Here is a 20,175-nt window from a genome sequence, read left to right as displayed (position 1 = left end):
GAAATTATTAAAACAAAAAAAAACCATGAAGAAATTCATGGTTTTTTTAACTTATACTAAACGTTATTTAGTTTCATCTGGATTATTAATAGTTGCTGGCTCAATTGAACTATCAAAAGAGTTATGATAATCTTCTAAAAGGTTCATAGTTGCATCAACTAAATCTTTTGTTTCTAAAAGAATACCAAAGTGTAAAGTTGTATTTTTTGGACTAGATTCTTCTAAACGAGTACGTTCAATTTGTTTTTCTATTTTTTGATTCAATAAAGTATAAATAACTTTCTTTTCTTTTAAGATAACTCCTATCTTATCAAAAGATTCCGATTTAAATGCTTTTTCAATATCATTAAATAAAATCTCTAACTGCTCATCAATTACTTCAAGTTCATTGATTTGACTACTTTTTAATTTTTTATGGTTGTTATTGATGTGCTTATAACTTATTTTAGAAATATATTCTAAAGATTGAGACATGTCTTGTAAATGACCTAAAATATTAATATAAAAGCCACTTGCTTCTAAACTTGATGCATCTAAGTTTTTAATAAAATAGGTAATATTATCTCTTAAATCATCAATTTCATCAGTTAATTTAACAACTTGATTTTTACTCTTTTTAAGTAAAGAGATATCTTGTTTTGCTAAACCTGCAATAGAATTAGAATAAATTCTATTTGTACGCTTAACTACTTTAGAAATGTTTTTAGCACTTTCATGAATAACACCTTGAACAGAACTACTTTCTGCTTCACTTAAGCTATCTTCATCTTCTGTTTTTGATGATTTAACTTTATGAGATTTATAATTTCTATATAATAATAAAGCTGTTAATAAAAGTAAAATTGGTACTATAACACTTGGGTTAAAGTTAATTAAGAATACTACAATACCTGCAGCAATAAATGCTCCAATTGCAGTTCCAAACCAACCACCAATTACATTTAATACCCCAGCAACTCTATAAACAGCACTTTCACTTCCCCAAGCTCTGTCTGCTAAAGAAGTTCCCATTGCCACCATAAAAGTAACATATGTTGTTGATAAAGGTAATTTCATTGATGTTGCAATTGCAATTAATACTCCAGCCACCATTAAATTTACAGAAGCACGAATCATATCAAATGCAGGTGCATCAATACTTTGATTCTTTGTCATTGTATAATTTGGTTTTTCAAAACTCTTTCCAATACTTTTTGAAACAGATGATGGAATAATAGCAGAAAAATAAGAAGCTAATTGAGTAGTACTTTTTACAATAGCTCTTGAAATTCCATTTGGGTCAAATTTCTCGTGAGTTTCTCCTTGACGAGAAAGGCTTATTTCTGTCTCAGCAACTGTTTTTGCTTTTTTAGAGAACCATAAAGTAAGTACCATAATAGTACCTGCAATAAATAGTAAAAAAGGTTCTGCGGGTACTTTTTTCTCTAATACAGCCATAGACATTGTAGTGTCCATTCCTCCAGCAACCCATGCCTCGTATGAGTGATAAGCAGCCATTGGTACACCAATAAAGTTTACCAAGTCATTTCCAGAAAAAGCTAACGCTAATCCAAATGTTCCAATTGCTATAACAACTAATAAAACTGTTTTTTTAGTTGTTTTTTCAAATATGAAAGAAAATAATGTCCAGAAAATAAAACTTCCTATAATTATGAAGATTTCGTTACCTTCTAATACACTTTTTAAATCTTTATAATATGGAGTTCCTTTTAAGCCTTTAAGGAAAATAAAATAAGTAATTGCTGTTAGCGCTACTCCTCCAAAAATAATTCCGAAGTTTTTTACTTTTTTCTCATAGTTAAAAGTAAATATAAGTCTAGAAACCCATTGAACAAATGCACCAACAGAGAAAGCAATTACTACTGATAGTAATATACCTGTTATAATCTCAATAGCTTTTGCAGTATTAATATAGTTTGCTAAATCGGCTAAGGTTTCAGTATCTGAGTGACTAATTTTAATTAAAGACATTACAACAGCAGCTCCTAATAAATTAAATACAATAGAAACTGTAGTTGAGGTTGGAAGACCTAGTGTGTTGAAAAAGTCTAGTAAAAGTATGTCTGTAATCATTACAGCCATAAAAATTAGCATAATCTCTCCAAACTCAAATTGAGCAGGAACAAAAATACCTTTTCTGGCAACCTCCATCATTCCACTAGAAAATACTGCACCAATAAAAATACCTAAACTGGCAACAATCATAATCGTTCTTAAAGACAGCGCTTTAGATCCAATTGCAGAGTTTAAAAAGTTAATAGCATCGTTACTAACTCCTACTATAATATCCGCTACAGCTAGTACTGTAATGGCAATCAACATGAGTAAATAAATATTATCCATAATATAATTTAAATTTAGTTTTGCAAATTTACAAACATATAAAGTAGTGAATGTTACCTTTATGTTATGTTAATATGTGTTAAAAGTGAATGTCTACTTGAACTCTATACAATAATTGGTTTGTACTAAAACCAATATCAGTATAGCTTAAATCTGTTTGTACTTTTAAACTATGACCAGAAATATATTTAGATAAACCTAAAGTATATTGGTTTTCTGCTCCTTTACCAGTAATTGTTTTATCTAAAGAAATATTTGTATAACGACCAGAAAGTTCTACTGTTTTAGAAAGCATATATCCAGACTGTAAGTTTAAACCATTACCAACTTGTACTTCATCACCTGTTAAAGTTCCATCAGAGTTTTTTGCATAAGGATCATCTGCATTTCTTTTTGCATATTCTGCCATAAAAGAAAAACCTTTATGCTTATACATTGCGTCGATAAATAATGTAGAAATGTTAGTTTGGTAAAATTCAGCACTAGAACCTTCTGAAGAACTATTTATATACATATAAGAACCTTGATTACTTCTTGTTTTAGATGCATTGTTATTAAAATCATAGGCAACTCCAAGAGATAATTTTGGGTTTTGTTCAAATTTTAAATCACTTCCTTTATAATCTCCTTTACTAGCAAATTCTCCAAAAGGAAATAATTCAACTCTTGTAGTAAATTGATGTCCACCTTGGTTACCTCTAGTAATATTTCTTCCTTCACCTTGAGCAATTGAGAAAATTTCTTTTACAACAAAGTTTTTTGAAAGGTTAAATTTATGTCTTAATTGAATTCCCATATCTCTATCAATAGTAAATCTACTATTTAATAAAGAACGATCTACTTGTTGTAAATTTGCTGAAGAAATTACTCGTTCTCTGTTCCCAGGAAGTTTAGTTTGTCCAAACCATAAAACAAAGTTTCCTGAGAAATTCCATTTTAAGACAGCATCTAAAATTTGTCTTGATGAATTGTGTGTATAGTAAGAAGCGCCAGATTGATCTCTGTTAGATAACCCCAATTCTAACTTATATTTTAATTTAGGAGAAAAAGCATAACCATCAAATTTTAAACGAGATCTTCTTATTAACATAGAAGATTCTGGATTAGTAAGACCATTGCTGGCATCCCATTGAGAGGTAACTAGTGTTTGAAATCTTGCACCTACTTTCATTGTCCAAGTACTATCTTGTCCAACTAAATTAAAAAGTCCTTTTCCAAATTTTGGAGCATTCGTTTTCTGCGCATTAATACTTAAGAAAGCAGAAATACAAATTACAGAAACTACAGAACGTAGTTTAGTTAAATTCATAATTATTAGTTTTTGTCACTGCAAAGAACTTATAGTTATGTTAAGTTAATGTTAATGAAGTATTAAGAAAACAAAAAAAAACTGCCTTGGCCGAAGGCAGTTAGTCATATAAAATAGTTGACAAAAACTAATTAATTTATGATGACATAATCTTATAAAGATTTCTACAAAAATGTAACTAATATTTAAAATTAATGTTTTCTGTAAATTAAGAAACTGTTAATGATTTTTTTGTAGTTAACATTAATTTAATGTTTCTGTAATACAATCGTAATTTAGAACTAACATATACTTTACAAACGCAATGGACTTTTGCACTTGTAAATTATACATATATAATGAAGAAATTTTTATTTATTACATTTTTAGCTTTGAGTCAAATTATAGTAGCGCAAAGCAAAGGAACATTAAAAGGTTTATTAACTGACAAAGAAACAAATAATGAGCCATTACCTTTTGCAAATGTTCAAATTAAAGGAACTAGCATTGGAACTACCACAGATTTTGACGGTAACTATGTTTTAAGTGTATCAGAAGGAAATCATATTGTTGTTTTTAGTTTTTTAGGTTATAAAACGATAGAAAAATCTTTTACAATTTCTGCAGGACAAACAGTTACAGTCAATCAATTAATGTCTGCTGAAGAAGGTGTTTCTTTAGATGAAATTGTTGTTAAATCTTCTAAGAATAAAGAGTCAGTTTCTGCACTTTTATTAGATCAAAAAAAAGCAACTATAATTAAAGAAAGTATAGGGGCGCAAACCTTATCTAAAATTGGTGTTTCTGATGCAGCAACAGCAACAACTAAAATTTCTGGTGTTACTAAAAGTGAAGGTTCTGGAGATATTTATATTAGAGGTTTAGGAGATAGATATTTATCTACAACAATGAATGGATTACCAATTCCTTCTGATGATGTAAATAATAAAAATATAAACCTTAATTTGTTTTCTACCAACATTATTAAAAATGTAGGAATTAGCAAAACATACACAACTTCTAGTTATGCAGATCAAGGTTCTGGTAATGTAGATGTAAACTCTAAAGAATACTCAGGTAAAGAATTTACTATTTCGTTATCTGGTGGTGTAAATACAAATGTTTTAGATGTTTCTAACTCATTTAGAAGTACTGTTATTAACAACGATGTTACTTTAGGCTTTCATAAAAAGCAATACGCACTTCAAGATGCAATTACCTATCAAGGTTGGGATACAGAAACTATTTCTACTCCTATTAACTTTAGTGGTTCTTTTTCTGCCGGAAGAAAATTTGAAATCTTTGGTAAAGACCTGGCAATATTTGTAGCAGGTTCTCACTCTAAATCATTTGAGTATAGAGAAGGCGTTTTTAATTCTTATAGATTAAATGTTTTAAACACCTCTTTTCCAGCTGTAACAAGACAAGTTAATATTGATAGAGGAGTAAGTTCTAATGAAAAAGATGTTGAGCAATATATCTCAACCACAAATACAACAGGTTATATAAATGTTGGTTTTAAATTTAATGAGAATAATAAGCTTAAATACAATACACTATTTGTTAATAACGGAATTGATAACTTATACGAACAAGGTAGAAAAGGTTATGGATATGTGTATGATCAAGATCCACAAGATGATGGCGCATTTGTAAGAGATCAAAACTTTAAACAAACAACACTTTTTATCAATCAATTATTAGGTGAGCATAAATGGAATGAAAACAATACTTTAAATTGGGCAGCTGGTTATAATTTTGTATTGGCAGAAGAACCAAATAGAATTAGAAACGAAGTAAATATTTTAAATATTGATGTTTCTCCAACAATTCAATATGCACACGTTGGCGATTATCAACAAAGAAAATCTAGCCAAAAAATTGAAGATATAGAATACAATGCACTTGTAGAAAATAAATGGGCTTTGGGTTTACCTGATGAAAATGATGATAAACCGTTTGCTTTAAACTACGGCTTTAATTATAGACATAAAGAAAGAACCTTTAAATCGTTATTTGTTGGTGTTAAAGCAAAAGATTTTACTGCACCTTCTATAGATCAATTATCAACAACTTTTACATCTACAGGTTTTAATAATGGATTAACATTAACAACACAACCTACAGATAGATATGAAGCAGATTTAGATATTATGGCAGGTTTTGTAAACTTCGATTTTTCTTTGGATAAATTATCTGGTAATCTAGGTTTTCGTTATGAAAAAGATGAAATAAAAGTACTTTGGGATGTTGGTAATTATGTAGGTAGAATAGGGATTTTAGATAAAACTTACGAAAGTTTTTACCCAAGTGTAAACCTAAAGTTTGAAGTAAATGAAAATCAATATTTACGTTTTGCATCTAGTATTACACAAACTTTACCAGAGTTTAAAGAATTAGCTCCTTTTGAATATGTTTCTCCAACAGGTCGTGTTACAAAAGGAAATCCAGATTTAGAAAAATCAGAAATTTATAATTGGGATTTAAAATATGAAATGTTTCCAAATAGAGGACAGTTATTTTCTGCAACTGCATTTTACAAGCAAATTAATAATCCTATCAATTTAGCGTTAACAAGAGGTTCATCAGGGTATTTTTTCTACGCAAATACTGGAGATAAAGCTACTGTTTATGGTTTTGAATTAGAAGCAAAAACAGATTTAATTAAAAATAGTGATGATGAAGGGATTTTAAACATAACTGGTAACATTACTAAAATGTGGTTAAATCAAGATTTATTTGAAAACTTTCAATATAAAGATGCTACAGAATCTAGCTTACAAGGTGCATCAGATTTTATTGTTAATAGTTCTTTAAGCTTCAGCAACAAAAAAGAAAAAGAATTTTTAGCAACCTTAACAGGTAATTATTCTTCGGATAAAATATTTTCTTTAGGAGGTGCAGAAGGGTATGCAAACAGAGCTACAGAATTTAATGATCAAATTATAGAAAAAGGTTTTGTTACGTTAGATTTAGTGATGAGTAAAGAGTTAACAAAGAATTTACAAATAAAACTAGTTGGTAGAAACTTAATGAACCCAGAAATTAAGCAAACGCAAGACATTAAAGACATTATAACAGGTGTTGAAACTAATGAAACTGTGCTTTCTTACAAAAAAGGAAGTCAGTTAACATTAGGGTTTAAATATGATTTTTAAGTAATTAACGATTACTTAACAAAACAACAAAAAGAATATAAAAGCTAACATATTATTAATATTTAGGTAAAGATAATTAGAGAATAAGTCGATTTCTTTGTAGAAAATTAATAAACATATTATACTAAAAATGAAAAAATCAGTTTTTAAAATTTTAAACATCGTAGCTTTTTCTATTGCTACTTTATCATTCACAAATTGTGGTAGTGATGAACCTTCTATAATTATTGAAGAGCCAACATCAGAAGTTATAGGAAACTTAAACTCTGGAGTTATGAGTGGAAACTTAGAAGAGGATTTCACATTAAGTTCTAGTACAATTTATAATTTAAGTTCTTCATTTATTGTTCAATCAGGTGTAACATTAACAATTCCTGCAGGAACAAGAATTCAAGCAGCAAATGGAGGAACAAATGTTTACATTGCAGTTTTAAAAGGTGGTAAAATAGATATTCAAGGTACTTCTTCAAACCCTGTGTTTATGACTTCTGCTTCTGGAAATCCAGGAGATTGGGGTGGATTAACAATTTGTGGAGATGCAACTACAACTGCGGGCGTAGATGCAGAAGCAGAAGTTGGTGGTTTTATCTATGGTGGAACAAATGATACAGACAATTCTGGATCAATCAATTATTTAATTATTAAAGGAACAGGAGCTCAAATTAATGCAGATTCTCAATATAATGGAGTTTCTTTATATGCAGTTGGTTCTGGAACAACAATTAGTAATGTTGCTGTAATTAATGGTTCTGATGATGGTTTTGAATTTTTTGGAGGAACTGTTTCTGCAAGTAATTTATACTTAGAAAACAATGAAGATGATTCAATTGATTGGACTGAAGGATGGAGTGGAACTGTAGATAATGCTTACATTTCTCATACAGTTTCTGGATTTTCAACTGTTTTTGAAGGAGACAAGCAAAATAACAATCCTAAATTTAATAATATTACTGCAGTTTCTACTGTTGGTGGTACAGCTTTACAATTTAAATTACAATCTGGAGGTACAATTACAGGTTTATCTTTAACAGGTTATGATGTGTCAATCGATATGAAAGATGATGGGCCATTAACAAATGTTTTAATTGATGGTGTTGCTGCAAACCCATTATTGTCTTATACAAATGCACCAAGTGTTACTGCTTCAGATTTTACTTGGGTAAATTCTAGTGTTTCAATTCCTACTTCAATTTTACAAGGTACTGTAACTGGTACTGTAACTTTAGACGCTTCTGTAAGCTATAAATTAAATTCATCTTACATTGTTCAAGATGGTGGAGAATTAGTAATTCCTGCAGGAACAAAAATTGAAGCTAGAAATGGTGGTACAGGTGTTTACATTGCAGTTTTAAAAGGTGGTAAAATAGATATTCAAGGAACAGCTACTAATCCAGTTGTATTTTCTTCTGCTGCTGGAACAGCTGGAGATTGGGGTGGATTAACAATTTGTGGAGATGCAACTACTACTGCTGGTGAAGATGCAGAAGCAGAAGTTGGTGGTTTTATTTATGGAGGAACTAATAATGCAGATAGCTCTGGGTCTATTAAATACTTAGTAATTAAAGGAACAGGTGCTCAAATTAATGCAGATTCTCAATACAATGGAATTTCTTTTTACGCAGTTGGTTCTGGAACTACAATAGAAAACATTTCTGTAATTAATGGAGCAGATGATGGAGTTGAGTTTTTTGGAGGAACTGTTTCTGCATCAAATATTTACTTAGAAAATAACGAAGATGATTCTGTAGATTGGACAGAAGGTTGGAATGGTACTTTAACAAATACGTATATTTCTCATACTGTATCTGGTTTTTCTACTGCTTTTGAAGGCGATAAAGATAATTTGAATCCTAAATTTGTAAACTTAACAGCAATTTCTACAGTTGGTGGAACAGGGTTACAGTTTAAGAAAAATTCTGGAGGAACTATTACAAATATCTGGTTAGAAGGTTATGATCTTGATATAGATATGGTAGATGGAGGTTCATTAGACAATGTTATTATTGATGATGTTTCTGCTTCAACTACTGCAGATTACAAAACAGGAACTAAAGTTGATGTTAGTACTTGGTCTTGGAAAAGTGCAGGTTTATAATAAATTGATATTGATTGAATAAAAAAAGCAGGCTTTTAAAGCCTGCTTTTTTACATTTGAAAATTATTTGAATTATTTATTATTAATTGCAAGTCTAGATTCAGATTTCCAATCATTAACATTAACAATAACATTGTTAACGTAATTAATTTCTTTTAAAGAATCATTATTCCAAACAAACCATTTTCCAACTTTTTTACCCTCATTGTATTGAGCGATTTGAGTTTTGTTTCCTTGTTTGTCAAAACTTGTCCATGTTCCAGTTAATTTTTTATCCTTAAAAAAACCTTGAACTTTAACATCGCCATTATCATAAAAGTAGGTAGCTTTCACTAAGTCTCCTTCTTTTTCGTAAGTAGTTGCTTTATCTTGAGAATATCCTATTGCTGATATAAATAATATTGCTAGTAAAATTGCTTTCTTCATCTTCTTTGGTTTTTAGTAATTAACATTTTGCTTACACAAATATACTAATAAATTACGTTAAATATACAATTACATAACATTAAGTTAACACATAAAAAAAGAAAAAACAACATAAAAAACTAATAATGAGTTGTTTATATTATTTTTAAAGGTAAAAGCTTAACATTGGAAATGAATATTTTAGTTGTAAAACCAAAAAAACCTCTTGAAATAATCTATTTCAAGAGGTTTTTTTATATAAAATGGAGTTAATTAGAATCTCCAACCAATATTTAAACCTAATCTAGGAACTAGTGTAGGAGAGTTAGAACCAAATAAATTTCTACCAATACCTCCATATAAATCAATAATTAATCCACTAGAACTAATGTATTTTGTTCCAACAGCAATACCTAAAGCACCATCTGTATATTTTACATCATAATTTCCAGAATCTTCAATAGATTCTTTTTTTCCTGTATTTATACCAAGAAAACCTTCACCAAAAAAGTTCCATTGTTCGTTTGTAGAGAAATATTGACGATAATAAGGAGTAATCATTGTATTCTCTTTATATCTAAAGGAAACGTCTTGTTTATTTAAGTTAAAAAGAGCAGAAACACCAAAAGAAGTATTTTCAGTTAAATAATTTTCATAAGAAAATTCTAAAGCTTTAATAACTAAAGCATCTCCAATATCTAATTTAAGTTCTTGCTGAGAATATCCTAAAGAACTAATTAAAAGCCCAAGCGCTAAAAGTATTTTTTTCATATTTTATTTTTGTGTATAACGTATTGTATGAGATATAATTATATTACAAACATACAAAATTAAGGTTGTTTTTAGAATCTGTATCCTAAAGATATTCCAATTCTACCAACACCTTCATTATTATTACTCTCTAGAAAGTTTCTACCAAAACCTAATAATAATTCAGTAGAAAAACCTTTATTAGAAACAAATTTTCCACCAACAGAAATACCTAGTGCTAAACCTGTTATTTTTTCATTATTACTATTAAAAAAATTATTGTCATCTGCAGAGAAAAGCATTCCAAAACCTTCAACAAAGAAACCACGAGCAAATTTTCCTGAAAAATAACGTCTATAATAAGGAGTTATAGAATATTTTAAATCTGAGATTTCAGAGTCCGTATTTAAAGTTATTGCTGTTCCAAAAGAAGATTCTTCATCAATCAGTCTCTCGTAAGAAACATCTATCCATTTTGCTGCAAGTAAGGTAAGTGCATTAATTTTTACTTCATGTTTTTTATTGGTGTCTTGTGGGTGTTTTTCTTCTTTTTCCTGTGCAATAGAAATTGTTGTAATAAATAATAAAACTAATAAGCTAATTTTTTTCATAATTCATTTTTTAGGTTGATTGATGCAAACGTATCAAAAAATGAGCCAAGAAAAACAATTAATGATATAAAAAAGACTCTTAAAATTTTTATAGTTATTTAATTCACTCATTTTCAAGATGTAGCATAAAGCTTCCTTTTGTCAAAATTTTTTTGTTTTCAAAATCCTCAGTGTTTAATATTTCTAAATAGGATTCATTATTTTCTCCAACATCAAGTTTTACTTTATTAAAAGTATAATTACCATCTTTCTGATTATTTAAAATTAAAGCAAAGTAATTATTCCCAATTTCTAAAACAGCATCTTTGGGGAGTGCTTGTCCTTTTTTAGCATCAATAATTATTTCTGCTTCAACAAACATTCCTGTAACAAAATTAATTGTTTCTTCATTTTCTATATGTCCATGCACTGTAATTGTTCTTGATGTATCTATAGAAGTTCCTACTAAATGAACTTCCGCTTTAAAAACTTTATTTGAAGCTTCAGGAACTTTAAAATTAATCTGCTGACCTTTTTTAATCTTTAAAATATCTTTTTCAAAAACAGATAATTCTAAATGTATATGATCTGTATTTATAATTTCTACAATTGGATTTGAAGAAGATATATACGCACCATTACTCGCATAAACTTTTGTAACATAACCGTCAATTGGAGCATATATATTTATAGTTGATGAAATATTTCCTTGTGCTACAGAAGTTGGGTTCATATTCATCATTTGTAATTGTTTTTGCAAACCATTATAACTTGCTAGAGAAGTTTTATAAGTACTTTCTGCTTTTAAAAAGTTCTTTTGAGAAGTAATTTTTTCATTATACAAAGTTTGCTGTCTTTCAAACTCAGATTTTAAGTAATTAAGTTGTTCCGAAATTTCTAAAAATTGCTGTTGAATTTCTATAAACTCAGTGTTTTCAAGTGTAACTACTAATTGCCCTTTTTTAACTTTATCTCCAACTAATAATGGTGTTCTTTTTACATAACCACTTAAAAAAGCACTAACATTTGCTCTGTTTTGTGGTGGAACATCAATCATTCCATTCGTTTTTACAGTTTTATTAAAAGATTGTTCTGTGAGTGTACCTAATTCCATTTTTTCTGAGCCAAATTGAGACTGAGTAATAGTTATAGAATTATCATTAGCAACTTGTTTTTTTGCAGTTTCTGCGTTTTTTTCAGACTTTCCACAAGAGATTAATACAAGTGAAAAAAGTAATATATATATGCGTTTCATAACGTTTGTATTTCTTATAAGATTAAATAATTTATTGCAATAACTGTTTGATTGTACATTTGTAAATTATCAAGATAATTTAATTCAATCTCAGTAGCATTTTCAATACTTTGTATGTATTGAAAAAAGTCTATTTCACCGTTTTTAAAACTAATTTCGGCTGTTTTTATAATTTCATGAGATAAAGATTTTCCTTGAGTTTCATAATAACTTACAGCATCTTCATGTTGTTTAAGTTTTGCCAATAGCTTATTGTATGCTGCAAAAAGTTTTGCCTTATAATCATTTTGTTGTTCCTCAACAATTTCTGTTGCAATTTTTGAAGCTTTTATCTTTGATGATTTTCCACCAAACAACAACGGAATTTTTATTCCAAATTGATATCCTTCAATACTATTATTTAAAGTGTTATTTCTACCTTGAAAATATTCTACACTTAAATCTGGAAGTAATTGTTGTTTTTCTTGCTGAAGCAAAGCTTTGTAATAGGTTTTTGAATCTTCAAAATATTGTAAACCAACATTATTTTCTTTAGAAATATTTTTTAACGGAAGTTTTATTAATATACTTTCTTCAATTGCAATATGATCTACTTGCACCACTTGTTTAAGCTGCTCATAATGTAAAATTACTTCTTGTTGTGATTGTCTAAACAAGGTTTGCAACTGCTTTTGCTTAGATTTTGCAGTAATCATTTCTAAATAATTGGTTTCACCTAACTCAAAACGACGTGTTGCTACTTTTGTAAAATTTTGATATAAACTATCTAAAAAACGGTATATTTTGACTTTGTTTTTAGCATAACTCAAATTATAATAAGACAAATACACATCTCTTTTAATTTCTTCTAATTTAATATTGTAATTAGCTTTTTCGATGATATTTTTAGCTTTATGAACCTTTTTATTGGCAAAATAGACTGTTGGGAATTTAAAGTCTTGCGCAATACCAAATATTTTTAAAGGCAGATTATTTATTGCTAAATTATTCTCATCATAATTATAATAGATAGATGTTTTGTCAAAATCAAAAGCACTTCCCATTAATGCTTTAGATGCATCAACTTTTAAAGAAGATGCTTTTAAATTAGCGTTATTCTCTATAGTTAATGCAATTACTTCATCAATAGTTAACGATTTTTGCTGTGCATTTACTGTAAACGAAAACAGTATAATTAATACTGAAAATATTCCTTTTTTCTTCATTTTTAATTCCGTTTTTTCTTCAAACCAAGCATATAAAACAGGTAATACAACTAATGTTAAAATGGTAGCTGTTGCCAATCCCCCAATAACTACTGTTGCTAATGGACGTTGTACTTCTGCTCCTGCATTTGTAGAAATTGCCATCGGTAAAAAACCTAAAGCAGCAGCAGCAGCAGTTAATATTACAGGACGCAAACGTTCAGATGTTCCTCTTTCTATTCGCTCTTTTATATCTGTAACACCTTGCTCTTTTAGTTCTTTAAAATGTTCAATTAAAACAATACCATTTAAAACTGCAATTCCGAAAAGTGCAATAAACCCAACTCCTGCAGAAATACTAAAAGGTAAATCTCTAATCCATAATAATAAAATACCACCAACAGCAGATAAAGGAATTGCAGAATATACCATAAGAGCTTCTTTAATAGATCCAAAAGCAAAATGGAGTAAAATAAAAATAAGAACCAATGCAATTGGAACTGCAATCATTAATCGTGCTTTTGCACTTTGAAGATTTTCAAATTGTCCTCCATAAGAAATTGTATATCCTGTTGGTAATTTTAGGTTATTTTCAATAATTGATTGCACATCGTCAACAACCGACTGTAAATCTCGATTTCTCACATTAATACCAACTACAATACGACGTTTAGTATCATCTCTAGAGATTTTTGCAGGTACAGTTGTATAATTAATTTCTGCCAATTCATTCATCGGAATTTTTGTTCCATTAGGTGTGTCTACATATAAATTTTGAAGGCTTTCTAAGTTTTTTCGATGCTCTTTGTCTAAACGAATAACCAAATCGAAACGTTTTTCACCTTCAAAAACACTTCCAGCTACTCCACCAGAAAACCCCATAGAAATTACCTCATTTAAATCGGCAATATTTAAACCATAACGCGCAATTTTATTTCGGTTATAATTCACACTCATTTGAGGTAAACCTTCCACTTTTTCAATGATAATATCTGACGCTCCTTCCACATTTTGAATTAGTGATTTTATTTCATCAGCTTTGTTTGCTAAAACAGATAAATCTTCACCAAATATTTTGATAGCAACATCAGCTCTAACACCAGTAATTAATTCATTAAAACGCATTTCTATAGGTTGTGTAAACTCTACTTCCATACCAGGAATTACGGTTAAAGCTTCTTTAAATTTATCTGCCAATTCATCTTTACTTTTAGCAGATGTCCATTCTTTTTTTGGTTTTAATTTGATAATTACATCACTTTCTTCCATAGACATTGGGTCTGTAGGAACTTCTGCAGCTCCAATTCTACTTACTACTTGATCTACTTCTGGGAAATTATCAAGAAGAATTTGTTCAATCTTTGTAGTAATGTCAATTGTTTTGCTTAATGAAGTTCCGGTTTTTAAAACAGGTTGAATTACAAAATCTCCTTCATCTAAAGTTGGTACAAATTCACCACCCATTTTACTAAAAACCCAAATGCTAGAAACTAATAATATAACTGAAAGTGAAATCACTGTTTTTTTATGACCTAATGCCCAATGAATTGTAGGTTTATATATTTTTGTTAAGAACTTCATTAAACGTACAGAAATGTTTTTATCACTTTGTTTACTAGGTTTTAAAAACATTGAAGAAATTACAGGAACATAGGTTAAACAAAATATCATTGCTCCAATTAATGCAAAACTGAAGGTTAATGCCATTGGTTTAAACATTTTGCCTTCAACGCCACTTAATGATAAAATTGGTATAAAAACAATAAGTATGATGAGTTGTCCAAAAATAGCAGAATTCATCATTTTAGAAGCACTTTTAAGTGTAATAGTATCTACATCTGTTTGTTGTTCTTCTTTTGATAAGGACTCTATTTTACCTGCTTGAGCTGTAATTTGAAACGCAATATATTCAACAATAATAACGGCTCCATCAATAATAATCCCAAAATCGATAGCACCTAAACTCATCAAATTGGCATCAATTCCAAAAATGTTCATTAACGAGATTGCAAATAGTAAGCTCAAAGGTATTACTGAGGCAACTACTAAACCAGACCTTAAATTTCCTAACAATAAAACCACAACAAATATTACGATTAGTGATCCTAATATTAAATTTTCGGCAACTGTAAAAGTAGTTTTACCAATTAATTCACTTCTTTCTAAAAATCCATTAATATAAACGCCTTCTGGTAAAGAACCTTGAATGGAAGATACGCGCTCTTTAACAGCATCAATAACTTGTTTAGAATTACCATTTTTTAGCATCATCACTTGGCCAAGTACTTTTTCTCCTTCACCATTTCCTGTGATAGCACCAAAACGAGTTGCACTTCCAAAACCAACTTCTGCTATATCTTTTATATAAATTGGTAAACCTTCATTTTTAACAACAATATTACCAACATCTTCAAGAGATTTTATCAATCCTTCTCCTCGAATAAAAAAAGATTGGTTAGTTTTTTCAATATAACCACCACCAGCAACACTATTGTTTTTTTCTAACGCTAAATAAATATCTGAAATAGCAATATTCATTGCTTTTAATTTCTGTGGATTGATGGCAACTTCGTATTGTTTTAAAAAGCCTCCCCAAGTATTCACTTCAACGACTCCAGGGATTCCTGATAGTTGACGTTTTACAATCCAGTCTTGAATCGTTCTTAATTCTGTGGCTGAATAACGATTTTCGAAACCTGGTTTTACATCTAAAATGTATTGATAAATTTCACCCAAACCAGTTGTTATTGGTCCCATTTCTGGAGACCCAAAACCTTGTGGGATTTTTTCGGAAGCTGATTTTATTTTTTCAGCAATTAATTGTCTTGGTAAATAAGTTCCCAAATCGTCATTAAAAACAATAGTAACAACAGAAAGACCAAATTTAGAAACCGAACGAATTTCTTCAACTCCTGGAAGATTAGCCATTTCTAACTCCACAGGATACGTGATAAATTGCTCTACATCTTGAGTAGACAAATTTCTAGATGTAGTAATAACTTGCACTTGGTTATTGGTAATATCTGGAACGGCTCCAATAGGTATTTGACTTAAGGAATATATTCCGAGACCAATAACAGAAGCTATAAAAAGTAGGATAACAAGCTTATTTTTTAAGCTGAATTTTATAATATTTTCTAACATAATTCATATATTAAAACATTGTAAGCTATTGAAAAATAGCTTATTAAGAAATGACTTTAATCAGTGGTGAATTATGTTAATTTTGGTGGTTGAAAAACAGAAGATTTTTCAAAAGAGGAAGATGATTCTTTGTAAATGAAACTAGAAGAAATTTCTAGAATTGGACGATTTCCAATCTCAAAAATTATTGGATTTAATGTAAAATCAGTAATTAAATGACTGCAAGTTTGAGAATTATGCTTAAAAGGTAACTTTTCATGCTCTTTATGTTTATTGCTAGCTAGATATTGATCTTCGCCATAATGTTCAGATAAAAACTCAAAAAAAGTATCACCATATTTATCTTGATGATATTGGGCATGTTCTAACATTACTTTTACTTTTGTAAAAGATTCCAAACCAATATTAAGACTCTGTAAGAGAATTAAACTTGATAATAGTATAGCAGATAATTTCATCATTACATTACAAATTAAATACTTTTTTTCAACTATTTATGATATAATTGTTACATAATTAAGAATTTAACATATTAAAAAGTAGCTCTTAATTGTATACTTCCTGTATGTATGGTTTTTGAATCTTCACTTTTTCTACCTAAATAATTTAAATTCAAATTTAAAAAAGCGTTTAATTTTTGATTGAATAAAACATTCCAAGTATAATTTTTACCAGACTGCAAACCTTCTAACATTTGGTAAGCAACAGGTGTATTTGTATCTCCTGTAAAATCATTTAAAAACACATTTGCATTGGCAGAAATTTGATTTTTTTTACTGTTGATGTAAAAATATTCTAGACCAAATTTTTGTTGGTTCAATTCTTCGAAATTTTGCAACTGATTTTCTTTGTTTTTAAAATGGTAAAAAGCTGTAAAACGATTGTTTTCATTGTACAAAAAACTAATTTTTGGCTGAATTTCATTTGCATTTATTGAGTAATTTCTATTGTTGAAATTTTCAGTCTCTAAATCATTTGTAGCTGTTTTTCCCATCAATTCAAATAACCAGAATGTTTTAAATTTATGAGCAAAATCTATTTGATGTAATTTAATGTTGTTTTCTTGATTTCCTATAAAATATTGTTGCTGATTTCTGTTTTTTCCAAAGGTGTAAGTAACACTGTATTTTTGTAAGTTTTTGTTAAAATAAAGACTGTTTCTAAGGTTAAAACTAAGTCCTATTAATTTACTTTCATCAAAATCGAAAGGATTAAAATTAAATGTATTTCCAATTCTTTCTTGTTCATTTTCTACACTTAAAAAACTTTGATTGTAAAATTTAGAAAGTATTTTTTTGACTCCTTTTTTAGAAGACCAAACATTAGGGTTTAAAGTTAAAGATTGTGTAAACTTAGCTCTTTGAGTAGCAATAAATTGCAAATTAGGTTTTGGCAAACGTAAGTATGATGCCTGATCTTGAAATTCTGCAATTTCAAACTCGTCAAAATCTTGAACACCATCAGAGTTATAGTCAATCCAAGTATAATAACCCAAACCGGGTTCTGTTTTTACATAAATATACTCTTGCCTTGCAATATTACCAGATGAGGTTTCATAAACAGTACCTAAATTAATAAAGTTTTTAAATAGTTTTTGATTAAAAACAACTCTAGAATTCAGTGATTTTTCATCATCTGCAAACTTATTTTCGGTCAATCTATAATTTGCAAAAATACTTAGATTGGTTTTTTTGTTTTGTATCAGTTTACTGTTTAAATAAATTGTTTTTCTATTATTTATTTCAGTAAAAGTATTCGATTTAATACTGTCATTATTTCTATAATTAAAACCAAGTTTGGCAAAGACATTTGTACTATCTCCAATACCAATATAAGTTTCAATTTCTTTAAATCGATGACTTGTATTTATATATTCTTTTGTGTTGATGTTTTGTCTAGAATTTGTTTCAAAATTGATAAAAGTACCTAACCATTTTTTATTAAAATCTCTTTCTGCTTTTGCTTTTGCCCTAAAAAACGAATTATCTTCTGTAGTTGAGGTGTTTGTTAAAAAGCTTCCATCAATATAAAAAGAAGTTTTTTGAAGCTTCATTTTAGATTGCAATTCATGTTTATTTCCGTTAAATGTATTTGGGTAATTTAAGTTGTTATATCTGTATAAAACAAAATCATTTTTTTTATTCTGAAGCATTAATTCAGATTGAAAATAGTTTTTGGTAGCGTTGTTGGTTAAAATGTTCCAATCTCTGTTAAACTCAACAGTTTCCCACCTTATTTCTGTGCTAAAATTATTTTGAACAAATTCATGAGAAATAGCACTTTTTAATTGCCATTTTTTGTCAACCAAAATTTGTTGCCAATCTACTTTTGCAGCAACTGCAACATTATTTGCATTATCTTTTGTAGAGAATAAATTTGCATCATTATTACTGATGGCTATTTCAGAATTTATTTTTGTTTTCTTAGTTGAATCATAATTAGATTTTAACACAAATGTTTGTTGTTTTGTAGGAGGCGTTAATTTAATAATAGGGCTGTAGTTTCCTTGATTTACACCTACATAAACAAAAATGTTTCCAATTGCTGTGCTTCTGTCTAATTGATAATTTCCACTATTAGCCCCAACATTTGTAAAAGTTACAAAATAGAGTTCTTCGTTAGAATCTTTAGAATATTCGAAAGTTTCTATAGTGCCATTAATTACTTTTTTGTAGAGTATTTTGTTTTCATCAAAAGCGTCTAAAAAAGCACTTTCTGCCACCATTAAACTTGCATCACTTCCAGCATCAGCTAAAATTTGTTTTTGGCTATCAGTTAAACTTTGTTGTAAAGGTTGATTTTTAGCATCATTTTCATTGTAAAAATAGGCGCTTATATTTAATTTTTCACTTGTATAGTTTGCTTCTTCATAAGTAACAAATCGTGTATAATTTCTGTCAGAATATTGAAATTCTACAGTAATTCTCATATCGTTTGTAATAGGATATGTTGTATTAAAAGAAATTTCTGCTAAATTATAATCTATCATATATTCTTTATCTTCTCCACGTTCAATTTCAATTCCGTTTATGTAAACTTTTTCACTGCCTCCAATAATTATAATGGCAGCTTCATTATTTACACCATAAATTTTATAAGGTCCTTGATTTCCTTCACTTCCAGTAACTTTATAACGATTAAATTTACCTCTAACAACTGCACCAGAAGCTGCAACTTTTAGGTTTTTATTGATTTTTGCTTCTACTCTTAAACCTGCAATTTGTTTGCTAATAGGCATAAAATAACTCTCTGAGTTTTGTAAAGAAATATCACCTGCTTTTACATGCCAATTGTCAGTAAACATTTCAATAAAAATTCGATCGAAATCTGTAATGTTTTGCGAATATCCATTTTCTTGAATAGGGATATTTGTATCAAAAACATTAGCTCTTAATGTTACATCTTTAGAGAGTTTACCAGATATTTCTAAATCTAAAGCAGAGTTTGTTACTGCATTTTGATTGTTTCCAGAAGTAACTCCTCTTGTAATAAAACCTTTGGTTTGTAAACCGTCAAAAAGTTTTATTTCGGATGATTTTTTGTTTTTGGATAAGCTGTATAATTCACCTGAATTTGTTCTGTTTGGGAAAATAAATTTCTCATCAAAAGGAGTGTAAATTTTGGTGATAAAATCTGGAATTCTAAAATATTCTACAGTAATTTCTGGATATTTTTTAGAATTGATTATTAAGATTGCATTGCTAAAATCTGTTTTATATTCTGATGTAGGAATTACTTTTAAAGAAGCATCCAAAACTTTAAAATTTTGAGGATTTAAAGCCACAGAATCTAATTGAATGGTATCTTTTTCAATCAAAAATTTCTTCACTCTAAAATCTGTAGATATTGTTTGAGATTGGATTGATAATCCAATAAAAAGTAATAAAAAAAAGAGTATTTTTTGAGTCATAAAAAACGATACAATCTTAACGTAAAAATATGTTTTTTAATATTTGAAATAAA

Annotated in this window: 11 protein-coding genes; 2 read left to right on the top strand and 9 right to left on the bottom strand. The window is 28.8% G+C overall.

From position 1 onward, the window contains the following. Positions 1-63: 63 nt before the first annotated feature. Positions 64-2,343: an inorganic phosphate transporter gene (locus PHEL85_RS08785; protein WP_036824095.1), complete on the bottom strand. Its 2,280-nt coding sequence runs from the start codon at positions 2,341-2,343 to the stop codon at positions 64-66. 79 nt (positions 2,344-2,422) lie between these two features. Continuing rightward, entirely contained in the window at positions 2,423-3,652 is a 1,230-nt protein-coding gene (locus PHEL85_RS08780) for a porin (RefSeq protein ID WP_036824092.1), read from the bottom strand. A gap of 338 nt (positions 3,653-3,990) precedes the next feature. On the opposite strand from PHEL85_RS08780, the gene PHEL85_RS08775 reads away from it, so the two are divergent. Both PHEL85_RS08775 and PHEL85_RS08770 read left to right on the top strand, forming a co-directional pair. Further along, positions 3,991-6,789 carry a TonB-dependent receptor gene (locus tag PHEL85_RS08775; protein ID WP_036824089.1) on the top strand — a complete coding sequence of 933 codons (2,799 nt, stop codon included), beginning with the start codon at positions 3,991-3,993 and terminating at the stop codon, positions 6,787-6,789. A gap of 130 nt (positions 6,790-6,919) precedes the next feature. Next, positions 6,920-8,884 carry a hypothetical protein gene (locus PHEL85_RS08770; RefSeq protein WP_036824088.1) on the top strand — a complete coding sequence of 655 codons (1,965 nt, stop codon included), beginning with the start codon at positions 6,920-6,922 and terminating at the stop codon, positions 8,882-8,884. A gap of 72 nt (positions 8,885-8,956) precedes the next feature. Here the strand turns inward: PHEL85_RS08770 and PHEL85_RS08765 are convergent, their stop codons facing one another. The 7 genes from PHEL85_RS08765 to PHEL85_RS08735 form a co-directional block, all read right to left on the bottom strand. After that, on the bottom strand, positions 8,957-9,310 hold the full coding sequence (locus tag PHEL85_RS08765; RefSeq protein WP_036824085.1) for a hypothetical protein: 354 nt from the start codon (positions 9,308-9,310) through the stop codon (positions 8,957-8,959). A 252-nt stretch (positions 9,311-9,562) separates the two neighbouring features. Continuing rightward, on the bottom strand, positions 9,563-10,060 hold the full coding sequence (locus PHEL85_RS08760) for a hypothetical protein (protein WP_036824083.1): 498 nt from the start codon (positions 10,058-10,060) through the stop codon (positions 9,563-9,565). Positions 10,061-10,131: 71 nt separating this feature from the next. Further along, entirely contained in the window at positions 10,132-10,650 is a 519-nt protein-coding gene (locus PHEL85_RS08755; RefSeq protein ID WP_036824081.1) for a DUF3575 domain-containing protein, read from the bottom strand. A 103-nt stretch (positions 10,651-10,753) separates the two neighbouring features. Further along, positions 10,754-11,884: an efflux RND transporter periplasmic adaptor subunit gene (locus tag PHEL85_RS08750; protein ID WP_036824079.1), complete on the bottom strand. Its 1,131-nt coding sequence runs from the start codon at positions 11,882-11,884 to the stop codon at positions 10,754-10,756. 14 nt (positions 11,885-11,898) lie between these two features. Continuing rightward, positions 11,899-16,212, bottom strand: coding sequence for a CusA/CzcA family heavy metal efflux RND transporter (locus tag PHEL85_RS08745; RefSeq protein WP_036824076.1), 4,314 nt, complete (start codon positions 16,210-16,212; stop codon positions 11,899-11,901). A 71-nt stretch (positions 16,213-16,283) separates the two neighbouring features. Beyond that, the gene (locus PHEL85_RS08740) at positions 16,284-16,673 is read right to left on the bottom strand and encodes a hypothetical protein (protein WP_036824073.1); all 390 of its coding nucleotides are present in this window, start codon (positions 16,671-16,673) and stop codon (positions 16,284-16,286) included. A 71-nt stretch (positions 16,674-16,744) separates the two neighbouring features. Continuing rightward, positions 16,745-20,122: a hypothetical protein gene (locus tag PHEL85_RS08735; protein ID WP_036824070.1), complete on the bottom strand. Its 3,378-nt coding sequence runs from the start codon at positions 20,120-20,122 to the stop codon at positions 16,745-16,747. Between the last annotated feature and the right edge of the window lie 53 nt (positions 20,123-20,175).

Origin of the sequence: Polaribacter sp. Hel1_85 (genome assembly GCF_000766795.1) — a bacterium.
In the GTDB taxonomy this organism is placed as follows: Bacteria; Bacteroidota; Bacteroidia; order Flavobacteriales; family Flavobacteriaceae; genus Polaribacter.
This window is presented reverse-complemented; position numbering and strand designations above follow the sequence as displayed.